Below are 16,046 nucleotides of genomic sequence, written 5' to 3' on the forward strand. Positions count from 1 at the left end.
GCGGTTTTTCTCCCAAATGTTTTTGACATTTCCGACGACATGATAATCGCGGTAATCGATGCTCGGCCCGAATGCGCATGGAGCCCTTTTTCCGGATTGGTTGTCAAGATGCCAATCGGGCTTTTCTTCCTTAAACGGAGCGTGAAAATACTGAAATTCACCGGCGAGATACCGGTCGGCTTCCCGTATAATCAAGGTTTTTTCCTTTTCCATCTCCGGCGTGAGTTCCGGCTTCTCCCAGCGCATTCGCCTTACGCCATGCGGCTTTTCCGGAATCCACAGCTTCCGCCTTAGCCAAAACTGTTTTTTGATCGCCAGATTTACCCTGTAGGAAATCTCCCCGGGCGACATCGCCAAAAGACGGTTCCAGTACCATAACGCTTTGCCTGGCAAACGCTCACCCCCCGCGCCGAATGACGAACGGCGTTTTCCCTTGAGCCGTGCGCTCCAGCCGATCCACCAGGTCTATTTCGATGCGCATTTCCGCTGGAATTTTGGTTCGGGCATTCTTCATGATTTTGCTCCGGTCAAGATCGCCAAACAACGGATTCGGGACTACCAAAATGCGGACTAAATCAAAGCTTTCCTGAATAATTTGCATTTGCAAAACGTGCTCCACTTCCCGCGGAATATGATCGATTCCCACCAACCGGGCTCCGGATCTCGCGACCAGGAAATCGCCGCTTCTCCCTTTCACACAACGAAACGGCATTAGTCCCAGGCAAATCAACGCCAGATCCGCTTCGCTCGTATTTTTGGCAACGCAGATCAAGTCGCCCGTAGCGTATCGCACCAGCGGCATCGTTAAATTCCAAAAAGGCGTGCCGATGATTTCATAGTAATCATATAAATCGTCCGATTCGGCAAATTTCAACTCGACATGCGCATAAAAAGGATGAAAATAATATTGATTTTCTCCGTACCCATAGGCGAATGCCACCCGTTCCGCCTGACCGTAATAATCCAGCACCTTGCACCCCAAAACGGCTTGCGCCAGTTTGCGCGTCTTGTCGGTTAACACTTCTGAGGAAGTAACCACATACGGAATGCATAATTTGCGCTCTTCTCCCGACAAAAATCCGCATAAGGCTTCCAACGAGGTGGGATAGGCCATTAAACAGTCGGGTTTGAAATTTTTTATCGCCTGGAAATAAAATTTTATATTTTTCGGCTGAAGGTGGTTCGACGACATCATCAATCGCTTGCGGTCGGATGAATATTTCCAAAAAGGCGGACGTTGATCGGACGCGCTTTTGACGTTATCGCCGCGCAGCGCCACGACTTTCGCTTGCCTTATGTCCAGCCCCATGGCGCGAATGATTCCATCGATAAACGCCTGTTCGGCCGCAATGGATAACGGAGAGCGGACCAATTTGAGCGGAATTCCGGTGGTGCCGCTTGTGCTTGCGGGTATTCCGATCCGCTTCAGCACTCCCGAAACCAGAAAATGGGACGGGTTGTTCCGGATCATCTCCTTGCCTAATACCGGCCATGCCGCAAACTCCCGCCGATTTCCGACCTCCCGGCCGTATTTGGTTTTTCCGGCGGCTTTTAATACAACCTTGAGTCTTTCTTCCTGCCACGACAACAAGGTATCCTTTTCAACATGATTCAATAGGTTATGTAATCTCTCGATTTTTTTGTAATAAATCGGGTTCCGGCGAACGAGCGTATCCGCCCAATCGACATGTTTCACATTATTGATCAACTTTTTTAACATAACCTGGTTCAATTGCAGTTCTCCTCGCATTCTTCGCTTGATTGAGGGAAAGATAAATGTCCTCAAGCGCTGCCGCATACTTTCGCACATCGAGATGCCTGATGCTTTCTTTTGCCGCCATTCCCATCTTCACCCGCAGATTCCCGTCCGATAATAGCAAATATAATGCTTTTCGTATGTCTTCCGTATTTCCGGGTTGCACCAGGACGCCGTTGTCCAAATGGCGGATCAACTCCGGAATGCCTCCGACGGGAGTGGCAATCACCGGCAAGCCATAGGCCATTCCCTCCAGCAATGCCATCGGCAATCCTTCGTTATAGGATGGCAAAATGAGTACGTCCGCTTCATTTAGAAGCTTCTCTTTTTCACGGGGGCCCACCCATGACAAAATCGAAACGGCAGCGGCCAAGCGCAATTTGTCGATGAGCAATCGCGCTTTTTCGCTTTCCCCGTCACCGGCGACAACGAGTTTCGCGTTAATCCCGTTCATCCGCAACAACTCCGCGAAAGCATGAATCAAGTCGAACGTTCCTTTCCGTTCGCCGATCCTCCCCATAAACAAAACCGTAAGCTGCTCGCGATTGGTCCGCTGCGGGATCGAATCGGGCAACTGCACCGGGTTGGGGGCCACCCATATTTTTGCTGTTTCGATATGCAGCTTCGCGGCATAAAATTCCCGCCAACTATTGGATAAAACAATGAATTTGGCGCACCGGCGAAAAGTTGCGCGGATGATGTTTTGCCAAAAAACGGGTTGCGCCGCAAAAAACAACGGATATTCCGCGCCATGGGCATGCAACACAATCGGCCTGCCGGAAAAAAGCGAAATCCACATCAGAATGACTTTTCGGAATGTGCTTCCCCTGGAGGCAAAATGAATATGGATTGCTTGAGGCCGGAAAATCGACAATTGCAAAATAAGAAGCAAAATCGCCCGGAAAAAGACAAGCGTTTTCTTCAGCGCGCCGCCGTCTTCCATGGTGGATATGTGCCTGATTTTCATTCCGCCCGGGCAATTGTCGATGATCAACTTTTCTACGGATGACACGCCGCCTTTCACGCGCAAACCCGGGCCCAACATCAATACATGGATCTTTTTGCGGATGCTGTCCATAAGACCTCCTATGAAACGGATCGCGCCTTCTCTTTCGTCCGCTCTTTATATTGGCCTTCATAAAATAATCCTTTGCAGATCATTCCCTGGACGAAATAGAAGATGACAAAAGTGACAACCGAAGAAACAGCCACACCTTTGATACCGAATTCCGGAATGAGCAATACGGATAAAACGACACTGATAAAGGCCCGAAGCAAGTTAAGCAACAAATTAATCTTTGGATAGTTCGTGGCAATGAAAATATTTCCGCCTACCAGCGTCAAGGCATAAACCAAAGTCGCTAGCAGCAATATTTTCAGAACAGGCAGAATGGCCAGGTAATCGACGCCAAATATGAACCTGATTATATAACCGCTGATCATATAAACCGCGAACACGACCGGCCAGCAAACCACTATCATTTTCTTTTGCAATTTTTTATAGTAACGGTACACATCGAGATTTTTATCGCTGTGCCCCTTGGAAATCTTTGGCAATTCAACTTGCATAATCGAGAGCGGCAACATCCACAAGCCTTTTGCAATCATGCTGGCAACACTATACGCGCCAACCGTCCCATTGGAAAAAAAGGACATCACCACCAAAAGGTCGACATATCCGAGCAAAATCGAGGTCAAGTTCGAAATGGCGCTATAGCCGATAAAGGAATACATGCGGACATTTTCGCTTTCCTTTAGGGAGCGAAGGTATCCCGCCGCTCTACGCTGCCAGTGTTTTTTCACCAAAGGAAAGCACAATAAAAAACTTGCCAGGCATAAAATGAAGTACGCTTCAGCGTAAACTTTCGCCCCGAACAAATAGACAGCGGGCAGAATGATCAGAAACTGGGCAAGGAAAAATCCCACTTTGATGACGGCAACATAGTTTATTTTATTGATCCCGTTTAAAAAATGAATGAACAACCCATGCGACGAGTGGGTCAGCGCGATGATCGGCAGCAACATCACGGTGGCGTTCAGAAACACGATCACCTGATGTTCGCGAATGAATGGCAACGAATTTACAAGAATATAAATAACCAGACAGATGACAGACGAGACTGCCAAATTGGTTTTTACCAAAAAGGTGAATGTCTTTTTTCGCTCTTCTTCGCTGTTTTTTTCCGAAACAAACTTCAGGATTGCCGTGCTGATGCCGAAAGCCGATAAAACAACAAAAATTTCAAAGTATGTTTCATATTGTTGGATGATTCCGAACTGTTCCGGGCCGAGCATTCTGCTTAAGATGCTTTTCAAAATAAATTCCAACCCTCTTGATGTAACCATGGCGGTAAACAGAACAAGAGAAGGAAATTTCAGGTTGACGATTTTGCCGGCAAGCATTGCATATCTGGTCATCGCTCAATTTGTCTCCAATTTTTCGGGGCTTCGGCCAACGGAATCAAACCGCAATTGATTGATGATCAGCGCAAGCACGATCAGAAAAAACCACCTTTGCCCGCTGGAGTAATTGGTGTTCGACAACGCCATGATAACGGAAAAATAAAAGACCAAGGGAAAAAAGAAACTTAATTTGACCGTCCGGGCGCTGGCGGACAATAATTGAAACACTTTCCCGATGAACAAAACCAACAGAAACAGTGAGATGATTCCGTTTGAGATCGCAATATCCAAAAAATCGTTGTGCGTATAATCTCCATCTCCGTGATTGTAAGCTGAATAGTTGAACACAAAATATTTGGCGATGCTGATGCCGCGACCAATGAAATAATTCCATACGTTTGCTTCCTGGATGAAACCTTTTACAATCCCGATCCATATGCCAACCCTGCCGGCGCCAAAGCTGTCAATGGAAGCGGAGCCCAGAATATCGACAAATCTTTTTGCAATAATATCCGCGGCAAATTGGGATAACAACGCGGCCACAATCATGATAAGCGCCGAGATTTTGATGATGGGGCCCCATCTTTTGTTCAGCACGCTGGCATGCACGGCTTGAAAAACAACCGATAAAATAAGCGCCAATGCGACTGTCCTGGTTAACGTCACCAGCATTCCGGCAATCATGAACATGCCGGCGGCCAAATAAATTCGATTCCTTGTTTGCAAATACTTGTAACTTGATACCAGATACATGGCAAACAATACATTCGCCGAGCCGACCGGGCCGTCAAACGTTCCCACCGGTCTGTATGCATCGCCGTAAAAATGGCGAACCAGTTCAACAATGCCGATTGACTTCAGGCCGAACATCTGGAATGACACAAACTGCGCAACTGTAATGATCGCCGAAAGTGTCCCGCAAAAAACGAGCGCTTTGGCAATTCGATTCGTTTCTTGCAAGTTGTTGGTGCCCAACGCAAAAAAAGCGAACAGCGCCGCGCCGATCACAAAGCGGAAATAAAATAGCACCGCTTCATTGACGTAAATGGTAGTCGCAATCCCCGCAACATTCCAAACGGTCCAAAGCACATAGATGAGGACGATTTGGCTGCATTTGCTTTCCAGGATCGTTTTCGTCCTTACGATCAATCCGATTGCCAACGGAAAAACGATGGCGGGAATGATGAGCTGCGAGAACGGAAAACCCGCGAAGCTTATATTGGTCAACAATCCTTGAAACAGTCCCCAGACGCTTAAAATCGCAATGTTTATTTCCACGGGATAAACGGCGGAAAGCGCGGCCAGCAGCAATACCGCGACAAGCAAAATGGATAATTGGTAATTGCCCGCGGTCATTACGCCAAATAAAAAAAATGCGAAAATCAACGCGATTGCGGACAAGATTTGTTTCATGATCCCCGAAGTTTGACTGGCGTATGATACATTATGTATCATCAACGGCGCAAGCGCTCTTGAACTTTTCATTTTGTTACCTTCCGATTGGCCTTATTTTTAATAAGCGTCATCCGAACCTAACATGACTCTGAATGTTTTCAAAATGATTTTTACATCCAACCCGATGCTTCTGTTGGCTATATATTGGAGATCCAGTTCAACCATTTGCTCGAAATTCAGTTTGTTGCGCCCGCTAATCTGCCACAAGCCTGTGCAACCCGGAATAACCGACAGCCTTTTAAAATGAAACGGCGAGTATTCTTTCACTTCGTTGGGCAATGGCGGCCGCGGTCCGACAAGACTCATTTCCCCTTTCAGGACGTTCCATAATTGCGGCAGTTCATCCAGGCTGGTTTTGCGGATTATTTTGCCGACTTTGGAAATGCGCGGGTCGTCTTTGATCTTGAACATATGGCCCTTTATTTCATTTTGCGCCATTAACCCGGGAAGAAGATTTTCGGCATTCGGCACCATTGAGCGAAATTTATACATGCGAAATAACTTGCCGTTTTTCCCGACGCGCATTTGGCTGAAAAAAACCGGAGCTTTGGGCGCCTCCAATTTAATGGCAATTGCAAGCAATATAATGAGCGGCGAAAGAAGAATCAGCCCCGAAAGTGCGCCGGTAATATCGATCGCCCGTTTGGCGAATGCGTACGGTATCAGTTGGCCCGCCTGATTGCCGGCTTTCGTTTCCCGATAATATTGGGATGATTCCAATTTCAGTTCGTTTAAAACATTTCGCAAGTTTATCTTCCTCCTGCAACTGCAAATATAGGTTCAGCACGACCAGGATACAACAAACTGTTTTATTTTCCGCCACAACAAAAGAAACGGGCGCAAGGGAATATAGAGAAACACCCATGATTTTGGCAATGGCAGCATTTGCAAATCTTTGGCAGTGGGATAAACATAACTCGTGAGATACCTTACTTTTTGCGAATTGCTCCTGATCAAAAGTTGATAAAACATAAAACCGGCTGAAGCGGCCGGCTCTTTGTCATTTTTAATAAAATGGATCGCTCTTTTACTTAACCGGACAGACTTTGCGCCTTCGAGCAACGGGGTCATCCCGGCTGCGATCGGGGTGTTAAACAGATTTGCCGCCAGAATGGCCGCCTGGCCCGCAATGTGGCGAAAGCCGTATTCATGTTGAAGCCGCAAGGCGGATTCCACATTCATCCCATTGCGGAACAGTTGATCGACATCGGCAAGCCAGCGCAGGCGAAACCAACCATGGCGGGCTCCATGGGCGGCAAGAAAACAAAACAAATCGTCCGCTCCCAAAAAATAAACGGGGCCGTTTCCGAAACAGCTTAATCTTTTTCGCTCCCACAAATGTTCAAACGGCGGTTCGCTCCATGTGTCAGGATTTAGCCGCCAATGCAATTCAACCTGGATATGTTTTTCCGGATGCATAAATGACAGATGGTGCCGCCTTGAATTTTTATCGTTGAACGGATAATGCTCCAGATTGTATCCGGCCTGAAGGAGCGTTTCTTCCGCCAACTTGATATCCTGTTTTCGCACCAGCATGTCAAGATCCTTTGAGGTTCTTAAAGAGATGTCGCCATATATTTCCCTGGCAAGCACCGGACCTTTTAAAAACAAGGTTCCGACGCGCTTCTCCGCAAAAGCCTTGCTTAATATTGCCGTCTCCCGGGACAGGCGGAGCATATGAAAAATGTTTCTGCGATAATTGACTTCCAGAGATTTGCGGACATGGCCGGGAACAAGGTGTTCTTTTTTGTATTGTTTCAAATTGCCGTATACGATTGGATGCACCCGATGATGCCCGGAAAGCGCAAGAAAATAATGCCACCTCACGCCTTTTCCGCTTTGCAGGATGCGGCCCGGGAGATCCGGATCATTGGGCAATCCGATCAATGCACAAAGCAATTTGAGTTCTTCAGGGAGAAGGCTTACATCAAGCCGCGAGCCATTTTCCATTACCCTTTGCACCTTCATTCAAGCTTATCTGACACGATCTTAAGAGAGAAATATTGATGGGCATTTAACCCGCTCTCACGTCACACCCTCGACAATGTATGTCTAAGGTTGTTGCAAAACCCACAGCATGACCGAGTGCCTACGGTGATATAGGTGCAGTAGACATTACCTGTGTTTCCGCAATGGGATGGAAGCACGTTCACTTTATTTTTTTTACGTTATTTAGCACAACACCCAGGAAGGTCGTATTTACATGCTCCAAAATCATTTTCGCGTTCGCCAGTGTTTTCCGCTTCGTTTTGCCCAAGTTGGCGACCAGCAAAACGCCATCGCATTGGGCGGCAATCAGCTGCGCATCCGCCACGGAAAGCAACGAAGGGGCATCCACGATGATGATTTCGTACTGGTCGCGCAATTCATTCAGGATCTCCCGAAGTCCGCCGGATGCGAGCATTTCCGCAAGATTGGCCGCGAGCGGGCCGGACGGGATTAGGCAAAGGTTATCAATATGCGTTTCCAAAACGGCTTCCGCAATTTTTTGGCGCCTTGCGAGGGCGGAGGATAAGCCGCTGCTGTTACTCATTAAAAATATTTCGTGCAGAATCGGTTTGCGAAAATGCGCGTCTACAAGAGCGACGCGTTTGCCTGCCTGCGCGCAGGCAATGGCTAAATTGGCCGCCGTTGTCGATTTTCCTTCCCGCGGCAATGTTGAAGTCACCATGATGCTTTTGCTTCCTTTTTCAGCCGCGGCGAATTCAATATTGTTGCGCAGGTAGCGATAAGCTTCCGAAATGGGGGAATCGGGATTCCGTTCCATAATAATGGGCAATTTAAGTGCCGACCGGTGCATACGGATCCTCCTCGACATGCATCTTTAATTTTCCTTCTTTTCGCCGCTGCAAATCTTTTTTCCTGATCACGCCGATCTTTCCGAAGATTGCCGCTCCCAGGATTGCCTCCGCTTCCCGCTCCGTTTTGACGGAATCATCCAAATGCTCGAGAAGAAATACGAGCGCAACCGACAATACCAGCGATAACACAAAAGAAAGAAACAAATGAATGAGCGGACTTGGATTGGATGGCGGCGGAACGAAATCCGTGTTGGCTTTTTCCAGAATCTCGATATTATCGAGCTTCATAATGACCGGGATCATATCTTTAAATGCTTCCGCGACGGCGTTCACGATATCGGCCGCTCTTTGATAAGAGTAATCGGATACCGAGATTGACATAATCTGCGTCTGGCTGACCGAACTTACGCGGAGCAAACGGGACAAAGCCTCGGGGGCAAGTCGGAATTCGGGATGGCGCCTGACCACTTCCTCCATGACGGGCGCGGCTGTAATGATTTCCTTGTATGTGTTTATCAGCATGATATTGGCACTGAGATCGTCCACGTTGATCCGCTGATTCAATTGCTGATCGGACGGCCATTTGTTGACAATCAGTTTTGCCGTTGCCTTGTAGATTGGATGCACGTAATAAAAACTGACAACTCCCGTGACGATGCATGAGGTGAGCACGCAAACGGCTATTATCCATGACCGTCTTCCCAAAATTTTGAAGTAATCCTTCAATCTCAACGACTCCATGTGTATCCTCCAGAATCTTTCATATAAGCCCAGGTTCCATCAGCCGGTAAGCCCGGGTTCAGCCGGACAGCCTGGCAAAATTTGATACGTTTCGTATCTCATATCGCATATTAATAATTTATGTTACATTTTGTATCTAGTCAAGCGTTTTTTTTGCCATTTGTCGTTTTTTGCAGAGGCGCGGATCATTTGCTTAACAGTTTTCCGTCATCCAATGACAGCTGCAAAAATTCTTCCTGCCGCACAATTTGTCCCTCTTCCAGAACGACAACCTGATCGGCGTTGCGGATGGTCGATAACCGATGGGCGATCACAATGACCGTCATGGAACCTTTTATCCGATTCAGCGCTTCCTGGATTTTCGCCTCGTTCTCGCTATCCAAGGCGCTTGTCGCTTCGTCCATGACGAGAATGGCCGGGTTTCGCAAGATCGCCCGCGCCAGCACAAGCCGCTGCCGCTCGCCGCCCGATAAGCGGATGCCCCGGTCGCCGATCACGGTGTCGAGACCATCCGGCAGCTTCTCCACAAACCCGGCGGAGGCGGAAAACGCCAAAGCTTCCCAAAGCTTACTCTCGGTCGCAAACGGCGCGACCATGCGCAAATTGTCCCGGATGCTCGCATGGAACAAAAAGGGGTCCTGCGCCACATAGCTGACTGAACGCCGAAACCGCGACAGCCGCTCATCCGTCAAGGGAGCGCCGTCGACCAGAATTTCGCCTTGCTCGGGCTGCACAAGCCCGGTCAGCAGATCGACCAGCGTGCTTTTGCCGGCGCCGGATTTTCCCACGATGGCAGTCACCCGGTTTGCCGGCACCACAAGGCTGACATCGCGGATCGCATAGGGCTGATCCTTGCCGTAGCGGTAATAAAGATTGCGGCAGAAGATTTCCTTCTCCGGGCGCAGCGGAGCAAGCGCCGTCCGGCCGGCGCGGCGCACCGCCTGTTCCTTCGCCGCGGCGCATTCTTGCAGCAAGCTCGCCAGGTTGCGGAAGGCCGGGTATGACGACACGATTTGTTCCCAACTCGCCTGAATTCCGGTAAATTTCGGCCATAATCGCGTGAAAATAACCATGATCAGCATAAGATGGCCCGGCTCCGCCTGAAATACCCGAAACGACAGGAGTACAAACAGCGCGATCAGGACGGCCGACGCCGCCTTGTAAAAAAGCTGGGAGGTAGACTGCAGCCTGGCGAATTGCAAATAGTTGCTCTCCATGTTCCGGCACATCTCACGAAACCATTGGAAGTGATGTTCCTCCAGCATGTTCGCCTTGATATCTTTGATGCCGTTAAAATGCTCGCTGAGCCCGCCCATGTAATCCTGGGACAATTTCGTCGTCCGTTCGCCAAGCCGCTTGGCGGTTCGCACAAACCTGCGGGAGAATAAGGCGAGCAGCACGCCGCTCACAATCACGAGCGCGGTCAGTTTGACAGATAGCCAAAGGGCAAACCCGATTTGGATTGCGGTAAACAAAAATGTTGTCGCAAGCCTCATCGCCAATGTCGCGCCCTGACTGATATTGGCCAGTTCATGCGTCATCAGGTGGTTTAAATCCGATCTTCTTTTTTGCAGATAAAAGTTCCAGTCCGCTTCCAGCAACGCCTGGTATGTTTCCAGACGCAGCGTCTTGATGAAGCCTTGCTGGATTTTCTGGTTATGGATCGTCATATTCCGCTGCAGCACTGCCTGCGTCAGGACGATGCCAAGATAAACCGCCAGCACAAGCGGCAGATGCGCGCTTTCCGGCATTTGCCCAAGCAGCGGATCGAGCACGGATACAAACGGAATGTCCCCCGCACGGCCGCTCAAAATGCCGATAAAACCAAGCAGCGGCGCCAGCAAATAAACGGACAAGCCTTCGAGGGAACTGACCAGCATCATGCCGACAAAATGGAAATATAGTTTGAAGCCCGCAACGGTATGCATTTTTTTTAAAAAAAGCAAAAGCTGTTTCATTGCATCTCTCTCAGTTCTGGGCTATTTGCTTCCATTGCCGCCACATGACCGAAAACGGAAGCGGTCATTCCCGTATCTTTTTCCCGTGCGAAATCATGTTCCCGAATGTGGCGACCACCGTGAACCGATCCTTGAACTCGGCGCCCGTGACGTACATGGAACCGCTGCGCAGCCAGGCGTGCGCGATCATGTTGCCGGCCGCGTCCTTTGCCGTCCCCAAATACAGGGTGCTTTCGATGCCGCGCCGTTTCAACATTTTCATTGCGGCTATCGCCATGACGAGGCACTTGCTTTCCCACCAGGTGTAACGGCTCATTAGACGGACGGCGCAGGATATGTCCCTGATCAAGGCAATCCGATCCGGTTCGCAGTCCATGGCGGTTTCCCGCATGCAAACGCCCAATGACGGGGAAATTCGGGAAAACGGCAGCATTTTCAGCATGCGCGCCCAGCCGAGATAAAAGAACGCCTCCACCAGCAAGAGCTTCATTTCCCGCTGCAGCCGCAAGTATCGGGCGGCCTTTTTGCGCAAACGCACAAAGCGCATTCGCATTCGCATTATGAACCGGTCGCGGCGGGCGTCCCGATTTGAATCAGATGTTCGCGCAGCAAATTGCGCAGAAAGTCGAGCAATTGCTCTTTACAAGTTTCCGCGTCGATATCGTACGTTTCCGTCAGGTTGTCAAGCAGCTTCCTTACGGCGACGGGCGACTCCATCATGTCCCAAATCGCCCCGCCGGTCCTGCCGAGATTATAGTACTTTCCGGATTGAATGCTCATCATTACTTTCTCGCCGTCCATATTGCTCACGAGCAGATCCTTAGCCTGCACAACAAGATCGTCCGGATTGATCGATTGATTCCTCATGGCGCGTCTACCTTTCTTTTTGCAGCATATTCAAAATACGGGCTGCCAACCGCTGCGCGGTAAAACCGGTCAACGGCCGGTAAAGCCTGAAAACATCGATACGGCTCGCGATACTGGCGGCCATGGCAAAATGCCATTGCTCCATGCGCATAAACGGAAGCAGCGCGCCGCGGTATGTATGCGCCCGAAAAACAGGCAGTTTCTGAAGCCCCGACAACGGATACATGCCTTCGCCGATTCGGGTCGGCACGAGCTCAAACACGCCGGCGAGCGGAATGGGGGCTGCGGCAAAACGCTCCAATACCGGCACTGCGAATTTCGTGGTCCGCTGATACAGCGGTGTGTAGCGGCGAAATTCCATGTTAAGCCCGGCAATGCTTTCCTGCCACAGCTTTTGTTGGGGATAAGACGGCGCCACCATCGGCGTTTTGTCCGCCGCGAACGACACGGCAATCACATCGTCGCTTACAAGGGGCAGTCCCCGATGCAGAAATGCCGCCGCAAGCGTCGATTTGCCGGCTCCCGACTCCCCCACAAACGCGTATGCCCGGCCATCGATCGCGACAGCGCTGCCGTGCAGCGGCAGCATTTTCCGCTGCAGCAGGATGGCGCCCATTGCGCTTCCCAACAAATAAATCCGGAGCAAATCCCAATCGGCGTTCTCCATCGGCGAAACCAGGATCCGTTTTCCGTTCTCAACGCAAACCCGCGCCGCGTTCGGAAAACGAAACAGCACCCGTTGATCCAAAACGGCAAAATATTGCTTTTCGAACAGCGATTCGCTCCATTCACCCGGCATATCGCGAAGCAAAATTTCGATATCCGGAAGCGCGTTTCGTTCGTTTGCTGCAATGAGTTCGGGAAGGGGGATTTCGCTTTGGATCCTCATCCCGAATGCCTGATATATCAATGTTCTCGCTCTCCCTTGGTGGGGCCCCCGCACTCTTGAATTGTACGGGGGCATGGAAATAACCGGATTAAGACGTTGGAACGCCCGGGGGGGAAGTAGGCGCCGGAATCCCGGTATCCGTATCCGTGATATCCAGATCGAGTTTGCCACCCACATATGTCCAATCCAAAAAATGAGTGCCTTCGCCGATCATGGTCATGCCTACGTCCAGAACTTCCAGTTCCGGTTTCTCCCAACTCTGTTTGGCCAAACAAATCACCTCCCCTCCATTTTCAAAAACCGGTACACAATCACGCTGCGCAGCACGCGCTTTGCCCGGGGATCGATGGCAAGCTCCGGGCGAACATCGCCGCTTAACGCGGCGAATGCTTCCTTGATTCCGGCCACATTCATATAGCGGGAGGCGACCGGATCGCCGCACAGCTCTTCGATTTCATGCGCAAGCGAGGGCCAGGAGGGCTTTGTGCGCTGCACCCAATCCGCGCTTTGCACACCCCCCATGCGATTCAGCCGGACCTTGTCGGGCAGAATATGCGCGGTGGCCCGGCGGATCAATGAGCGTCCGATGCCGTTTTGCACATATTGTCTGTCCGGCAAGGACAAACAGAAACGCACCACCCGCGGGTCGCAGGTCGGATCGCGCTCCCACAGGGAATACCGCAACGACAGCTTGGCCCCGGCCGTTCCCTGCATGTTCAAAACCGTCGGATTTTGAAAAAACTGCTCCCGCTGCCGGAACATTTGCAGCGGGGTCGGGTTTAACCTGAAATCGCAATCCCGCAGTTTTTCATAAATGTTCGTTTGCCTGGCAAAATCGGGATGAATCAGCGTCAACGCATCCATGCCGCTCTCCCTCCCGCGGCCGTGCAGCCCGCGGGGCGCGCGCGACAGGACGGGATAAGCGTATCGGCCGATCCTGGGCAGCAAAACGGACCGCCCGATTTGCAATTGTCTGCTGAATTGCGTCAGCTCGCGATAAAAATGAATCCAGCGAAATTTTCTGAGAAGCAGCGCGTAATAGTCGATGGCCGATCCCCAGGAAATGGTGAAATTTCCTCTTGCTCCGGTTAGCAGCACACCCGCGCCGTCCTTTGCCGCTTCTTCATAGATGCCTTTGATCCAGAACGAATTTTCAAAATGTTTATAGGGGCCCTCAAGGATCGCCAACCAGTCGTCGATCTCGGTATAAGGGCTTTTGCCGGGGAAGTCGAGATAACGGTCGGCGATATTTCCGACAAATTCGACCGTTGCCTTGATAAACGGAGTCTCGTCGGCAAACCTGTGTCTTCCGGTCCAATCGGCAAAATCGGGCGACGGAACGTAGCTGTATGTATGCAGCGTTTTGCCCGCGCGCTTGAGCTCTTGTGCGGCAAACCCCGCGACGGAACCGGAGTCAAGCCCCCCGCTCAACGTCGCCCCCACCTTGCGAAATGTGCGAAGCCTAGCGGTTACGGCCTGCCGGAATATATCGCGGAACGCTTCTTCATATTCCTGGTTGGACGATAGCCTAAGTTCCTCTTTGGGCAACAAATCTCCGTACCGCGTTAGCCTGATACAGCCGTCTTGCGCAATGAACGAATGGGCGGGCGGGATTTGCCTGATGCCCTCGTACACCGTTGCGTGCGCATCGGTGGAATCAAACATCGCGGGAATGGCCAAAAATTCCGCCAGCCATTCTTCGTTTAGCGCTTTTCTTGTTCCTGCCGCGGAAAACAGGGGCAAAATCACCGTGCAGGCCGCAATCCGATTCCGGTTGTGATGGTAATACAACGTCCTGTTTCCGGTTAAATCCCTTGCGCCAAAAAGCAGACGCTTTCGCTGATCCCATATCAAAAAGGCGAAATCGCCGAGCAAATGCGCGGGAGCTTCACTGCCCCATTTGGCATAGGCATAAAGGATGAGCTCGCTGTCGCTCATGTGCTTTTGTTCGACAGGATCGACAGCAAGCTGCCGGAATAATTCCTCGCGGTTATCGATAATCGCATCGGCCGTAATTGCCAGTCCAAGCTGCTCATCGAAGTTCGGCAGCTTTTCATGAGCCGCCTCCGGCGTAATCCATTGAGCGTGGCAGCCCAGTAAAACCGGGCCTTGTTGCCAGATGCCGGCGGCATCGGCGGGATATTTGCGCAAGCTTTGCATCATGGAAACACCGTCGTTCGCGAGATTCCCGGGTGCTTCGCCGAAATAAAAGATTCCAACAATCGCGCTCAATTTTTCCCCCTGCTTTGACATTTTACGATGACATGATTTCGACACACTTATTCTAAAACATATGCTACGATACATTTTGTATCTTGTCAATGTTTTTCGGTTACATTTTGTACGGTTCAATGTATGAAAAAACGCCATCCCGCATGACTATTTAGCGCAAAAGTAATAATTTTTTTTTCCAAGAAATAATTATTGAAAATCACTCACGATTGGAGGACACATCATGGAGTATGCCTATCCAAAAAAGACGATCATCGCGATCGTTTGTGTCCTGGTTTTGTTAACGCTTGTTTTCGGCGCCGCCACTTTGGCCCTTTTCCGACATACCAGCAAACAGGCGGATATTATCGAATACCAGAATCGGAAATTGAACAAGCTCGAACAAAGCAATGACCTGCTGACGAAAGTGACATGGATTAATGTGCTGCAGCATGAAATTGAGAGATATGTAAAAACGCGGCATTTTATCGTGGAAAAAATCACGTTTGGCGGAGACACTTTTTCCGGCAAGCTGTCGGCGATGATCGATATTGCGATGTTGCCCGATTCCGCCGACATATACCAGGGGGAAACGCGATTTGCCATGTCCCGCGTTGAAGAAACAACGGAACTGCAGGTTTTGCTGGAGCGGATAGCGGCGGTCTATGACGCCTTCAAGGTAAATAATCCGCAATTCCCCGAATGGGCAACGGGTGAGTTTACGTTCAGGATCGGCGGCTACACGATCGGCGGCGTCAGCCGCGGCCAACTGGCGCTGGCCGAATGAGCTGCCCGGCGGGGTGCGGGCGTGCGGTGGCCGAATAAGCTGCCCGGCAGGGGCCTTCGGTTCTAACGCTCGTGGTTGGGGGCTTGCAGATCTGATGCACACGATTGGAGCTTGCGGATCTGATGCACGTGGTTGGGGGCTTGCGGATCTGATGCACACGATTGGAGCTTGCGGATCT

Annotated in this window: 16 protein-coding genes; 1 reads left to right on the forward strand and 15 read right to left on the reverse strand. The window is 50.5% G+C overall.

What is annotated here, in order from left to right:
* The 15 genes from VF260_00165 to VF260_00235 form a co-directional block, all read right to left on the reverse strand.
* On the reverse strand, positions 1 to 393 hold a 393-nt coding region (locus VF260_00165), incomplete at its 3' end, for a hypothetical protein (GenBank protein HEX7055596.1).
* Positions 394 to 397: 4 nt separating this feature from the next.
* On the reverse strand, positions 398 to 1,732 hold the full coding sequence (locus VF260_00170; GenBank protein HEX7055597.1) for a hypothetical protein: 1,335 nt from the start codon (positions 1,730 to 1,732) through the stop codon (positions 398 to 400).
* Positions 1,698 to 2,834, reverse strand: a complete 1,137-nt coding sequence (locus tag VF260_00175; GenBank protein ID HEX7055598.1) for a glycosyltransferase family 4 protein — start codon at positions 2,832 to 2,834, stop codon at positions 1,698 to 1,700. The genes VF260_00170 and VF260_00175 overlap by 35 nt, the downstream gene beginning before the upstream one ends.
* Positions 2,835 to 2,842: 8 nt before the next feature.
* Positions 2,843 to 4,174: a flippase gene (locus tag VF260_00180; GenBank protein ID HEX7055599.1), complete on the reverse strand. Its 1,332-nt coding sequence runs from the start codon at positions 4,172 to 4,174 to the stop codon at positions 2,843 to 2,845.
* 3 nt (positions 4,175 to 4,177) lie between these two features.
* On the reverse strand, positions 4,178 to 5,644 hold the full coding sequence (locus tag VF260_00185) for an O-antigen ligase family protein (GenBank protein ID HEX7055600.1): 1,467 nt from the start codon (positions 5,642 to 5,644) through the stop codon (positions 4,178 to 4,180).
* 27 nt (positions 5,645 to 5,671) lie between these two features.
* On the reverse strand, positions 5,672 to 6,280 hold the full coding sequence (locus tag VF260_00190; GenBank protein HEX7055601.1) for a sugar transferase: 609 nt from the start codon (positions 6,278 to 6,280) through the stop codon (positions 5,672 to 5,674).
* 114 nt (positions 6,281 to 6,394) lie between these two features.
* Positions 6,395 to 7,564 (reverse strand): nucleotidyltransferase family protein, encoded by a 1,170-nt coding sequence (locus tag VF260_00195; GenBank protein HEX7055602.1) that lies wholly within the window; start codon positions 7,562 to 7,564, stop codon positions 6,395 to 6,397.
* 199 nt (positions 7,565 to 7,763) lie between these two features.
* A complete protein-coding gene (locus VF260_00200; GenBank protein ID HEX7055603.1) occupies positions 7,764 to 8,414 on the reverse strand; it encodes a CpsD/CapB family tyrosine-protein kinase in 651 nt (216 codons plus the stop codon).
* The gene (locus tag VF260_00205) at positions 8,395 to 9,156 is read right to left on the reverse strand and encodes a Wzz/FepE/Etk N-terminal domain-containing protein (GenBank protein HEX7055604.1); all 762 of its coding nucleotides are present in this window, start codon (positions 9,154 to 9,156) and stop codon (positions 8,395 to 8,397) included. The genes VF260_00200 and VF260_00205 overlap by 20 nt, the downstream gene beginning before the upstream one ends.
* A gap of 185 nt (positions 9,157 to 9,341) precedes the next feature.
* Complete coding sequence (locus tag VF260_00210; protein ID HEX7055605.1) at positions 9,342 to 11,114, reverse strand: ABC transporter ATP-binding protein; 1,773 nt, start codon at positions 11,112 to 11,114, stop codon at positions 9,342 to 9,344.
* 64 nt (positions 11,115 to 11,178) lie between these two features.
* Entirely contained in the window at positions 11,179 to 11,661 is a 483-nt protein-coding gene (locus tag VF260_00215) for a lasso peptide biosynthesis B2 protein (protein ID HEX7055606.1), read from the reverse strand.
* Positions 11,662 to 11,672: 11 nt separating this feature from the next.
* Entirely contained in the window at positions 11,673 to 11,981 is a 309-nt protein-coding gene (locus VF260_00220; protein ID HEX7055607.1) for a lasso peptide biosynthesis PqqD family chaperone, read from the reverse strand.
* Between the two features lie 7 nt (positions 11,982 to 11,988).
* Positions 11,989 to 12,870 (reverse strand): aldolase, encoded by an 882-nt coding sequence (locus VF260_00225; GenBank protein ID HEX7055608.1) that lies wholly within the window; start codon positions 12,868 to 12,870, stop codon positions 11,989 to 11,991.
* An 88-nt stretch (positions 12,871 to 12,958) separates the two neighbouring features.
* Positions 12,959 to 13,141: a paeninodin family lasso peptide gene (locus VF260_00230; GenBank protein HEX7055609.1), complete on the reverse strand. Its 183-nt coding sequence runs from the start codon at positions 13,139 to 13,141 to the stop codon at positions 12,959 to 12,961.
* Between the two features lie 5 nt (positions 13,142 to 13,146).
* Positions 13,147 to 15,102 (reverse strand): asparagine synthase-related protein, encoded by a 1,956-nt coding sequence (locus VF260_00235; GenBank protein HEX7055610.1) that lies wholly within the window; start codon positions 15,100 to 15,102, stop codon positions 13,147 to 13,149.
* 223 nt (positions 15,103 to 15,325) lie between these two features.
* Between VF260_00235 and VF260_00240 the strand changes: the two genes are divergently transcribed.
* Positions 15,326 to 15,868: a hypothetical protein gene (locus VF260_00240; protein ID HEX7055611.1), complete on the forward strand. Its 543-nt coding sequence runs from the start codon at positions 15,326 to 15,328 to the stop codon at positions 15,866 to 15,868.
* Positions 15,869 to 16,046 lie beyond the last annotated feature (178 nt).

It is taken from the genome of Bacilli bacterium, from assembly GCA_036381315.1.
Taxonomy (GTDB): Bacteria; Bacillota; Bacilli; order Paenibacillales; family KCTC-25726; genus DASVDB01.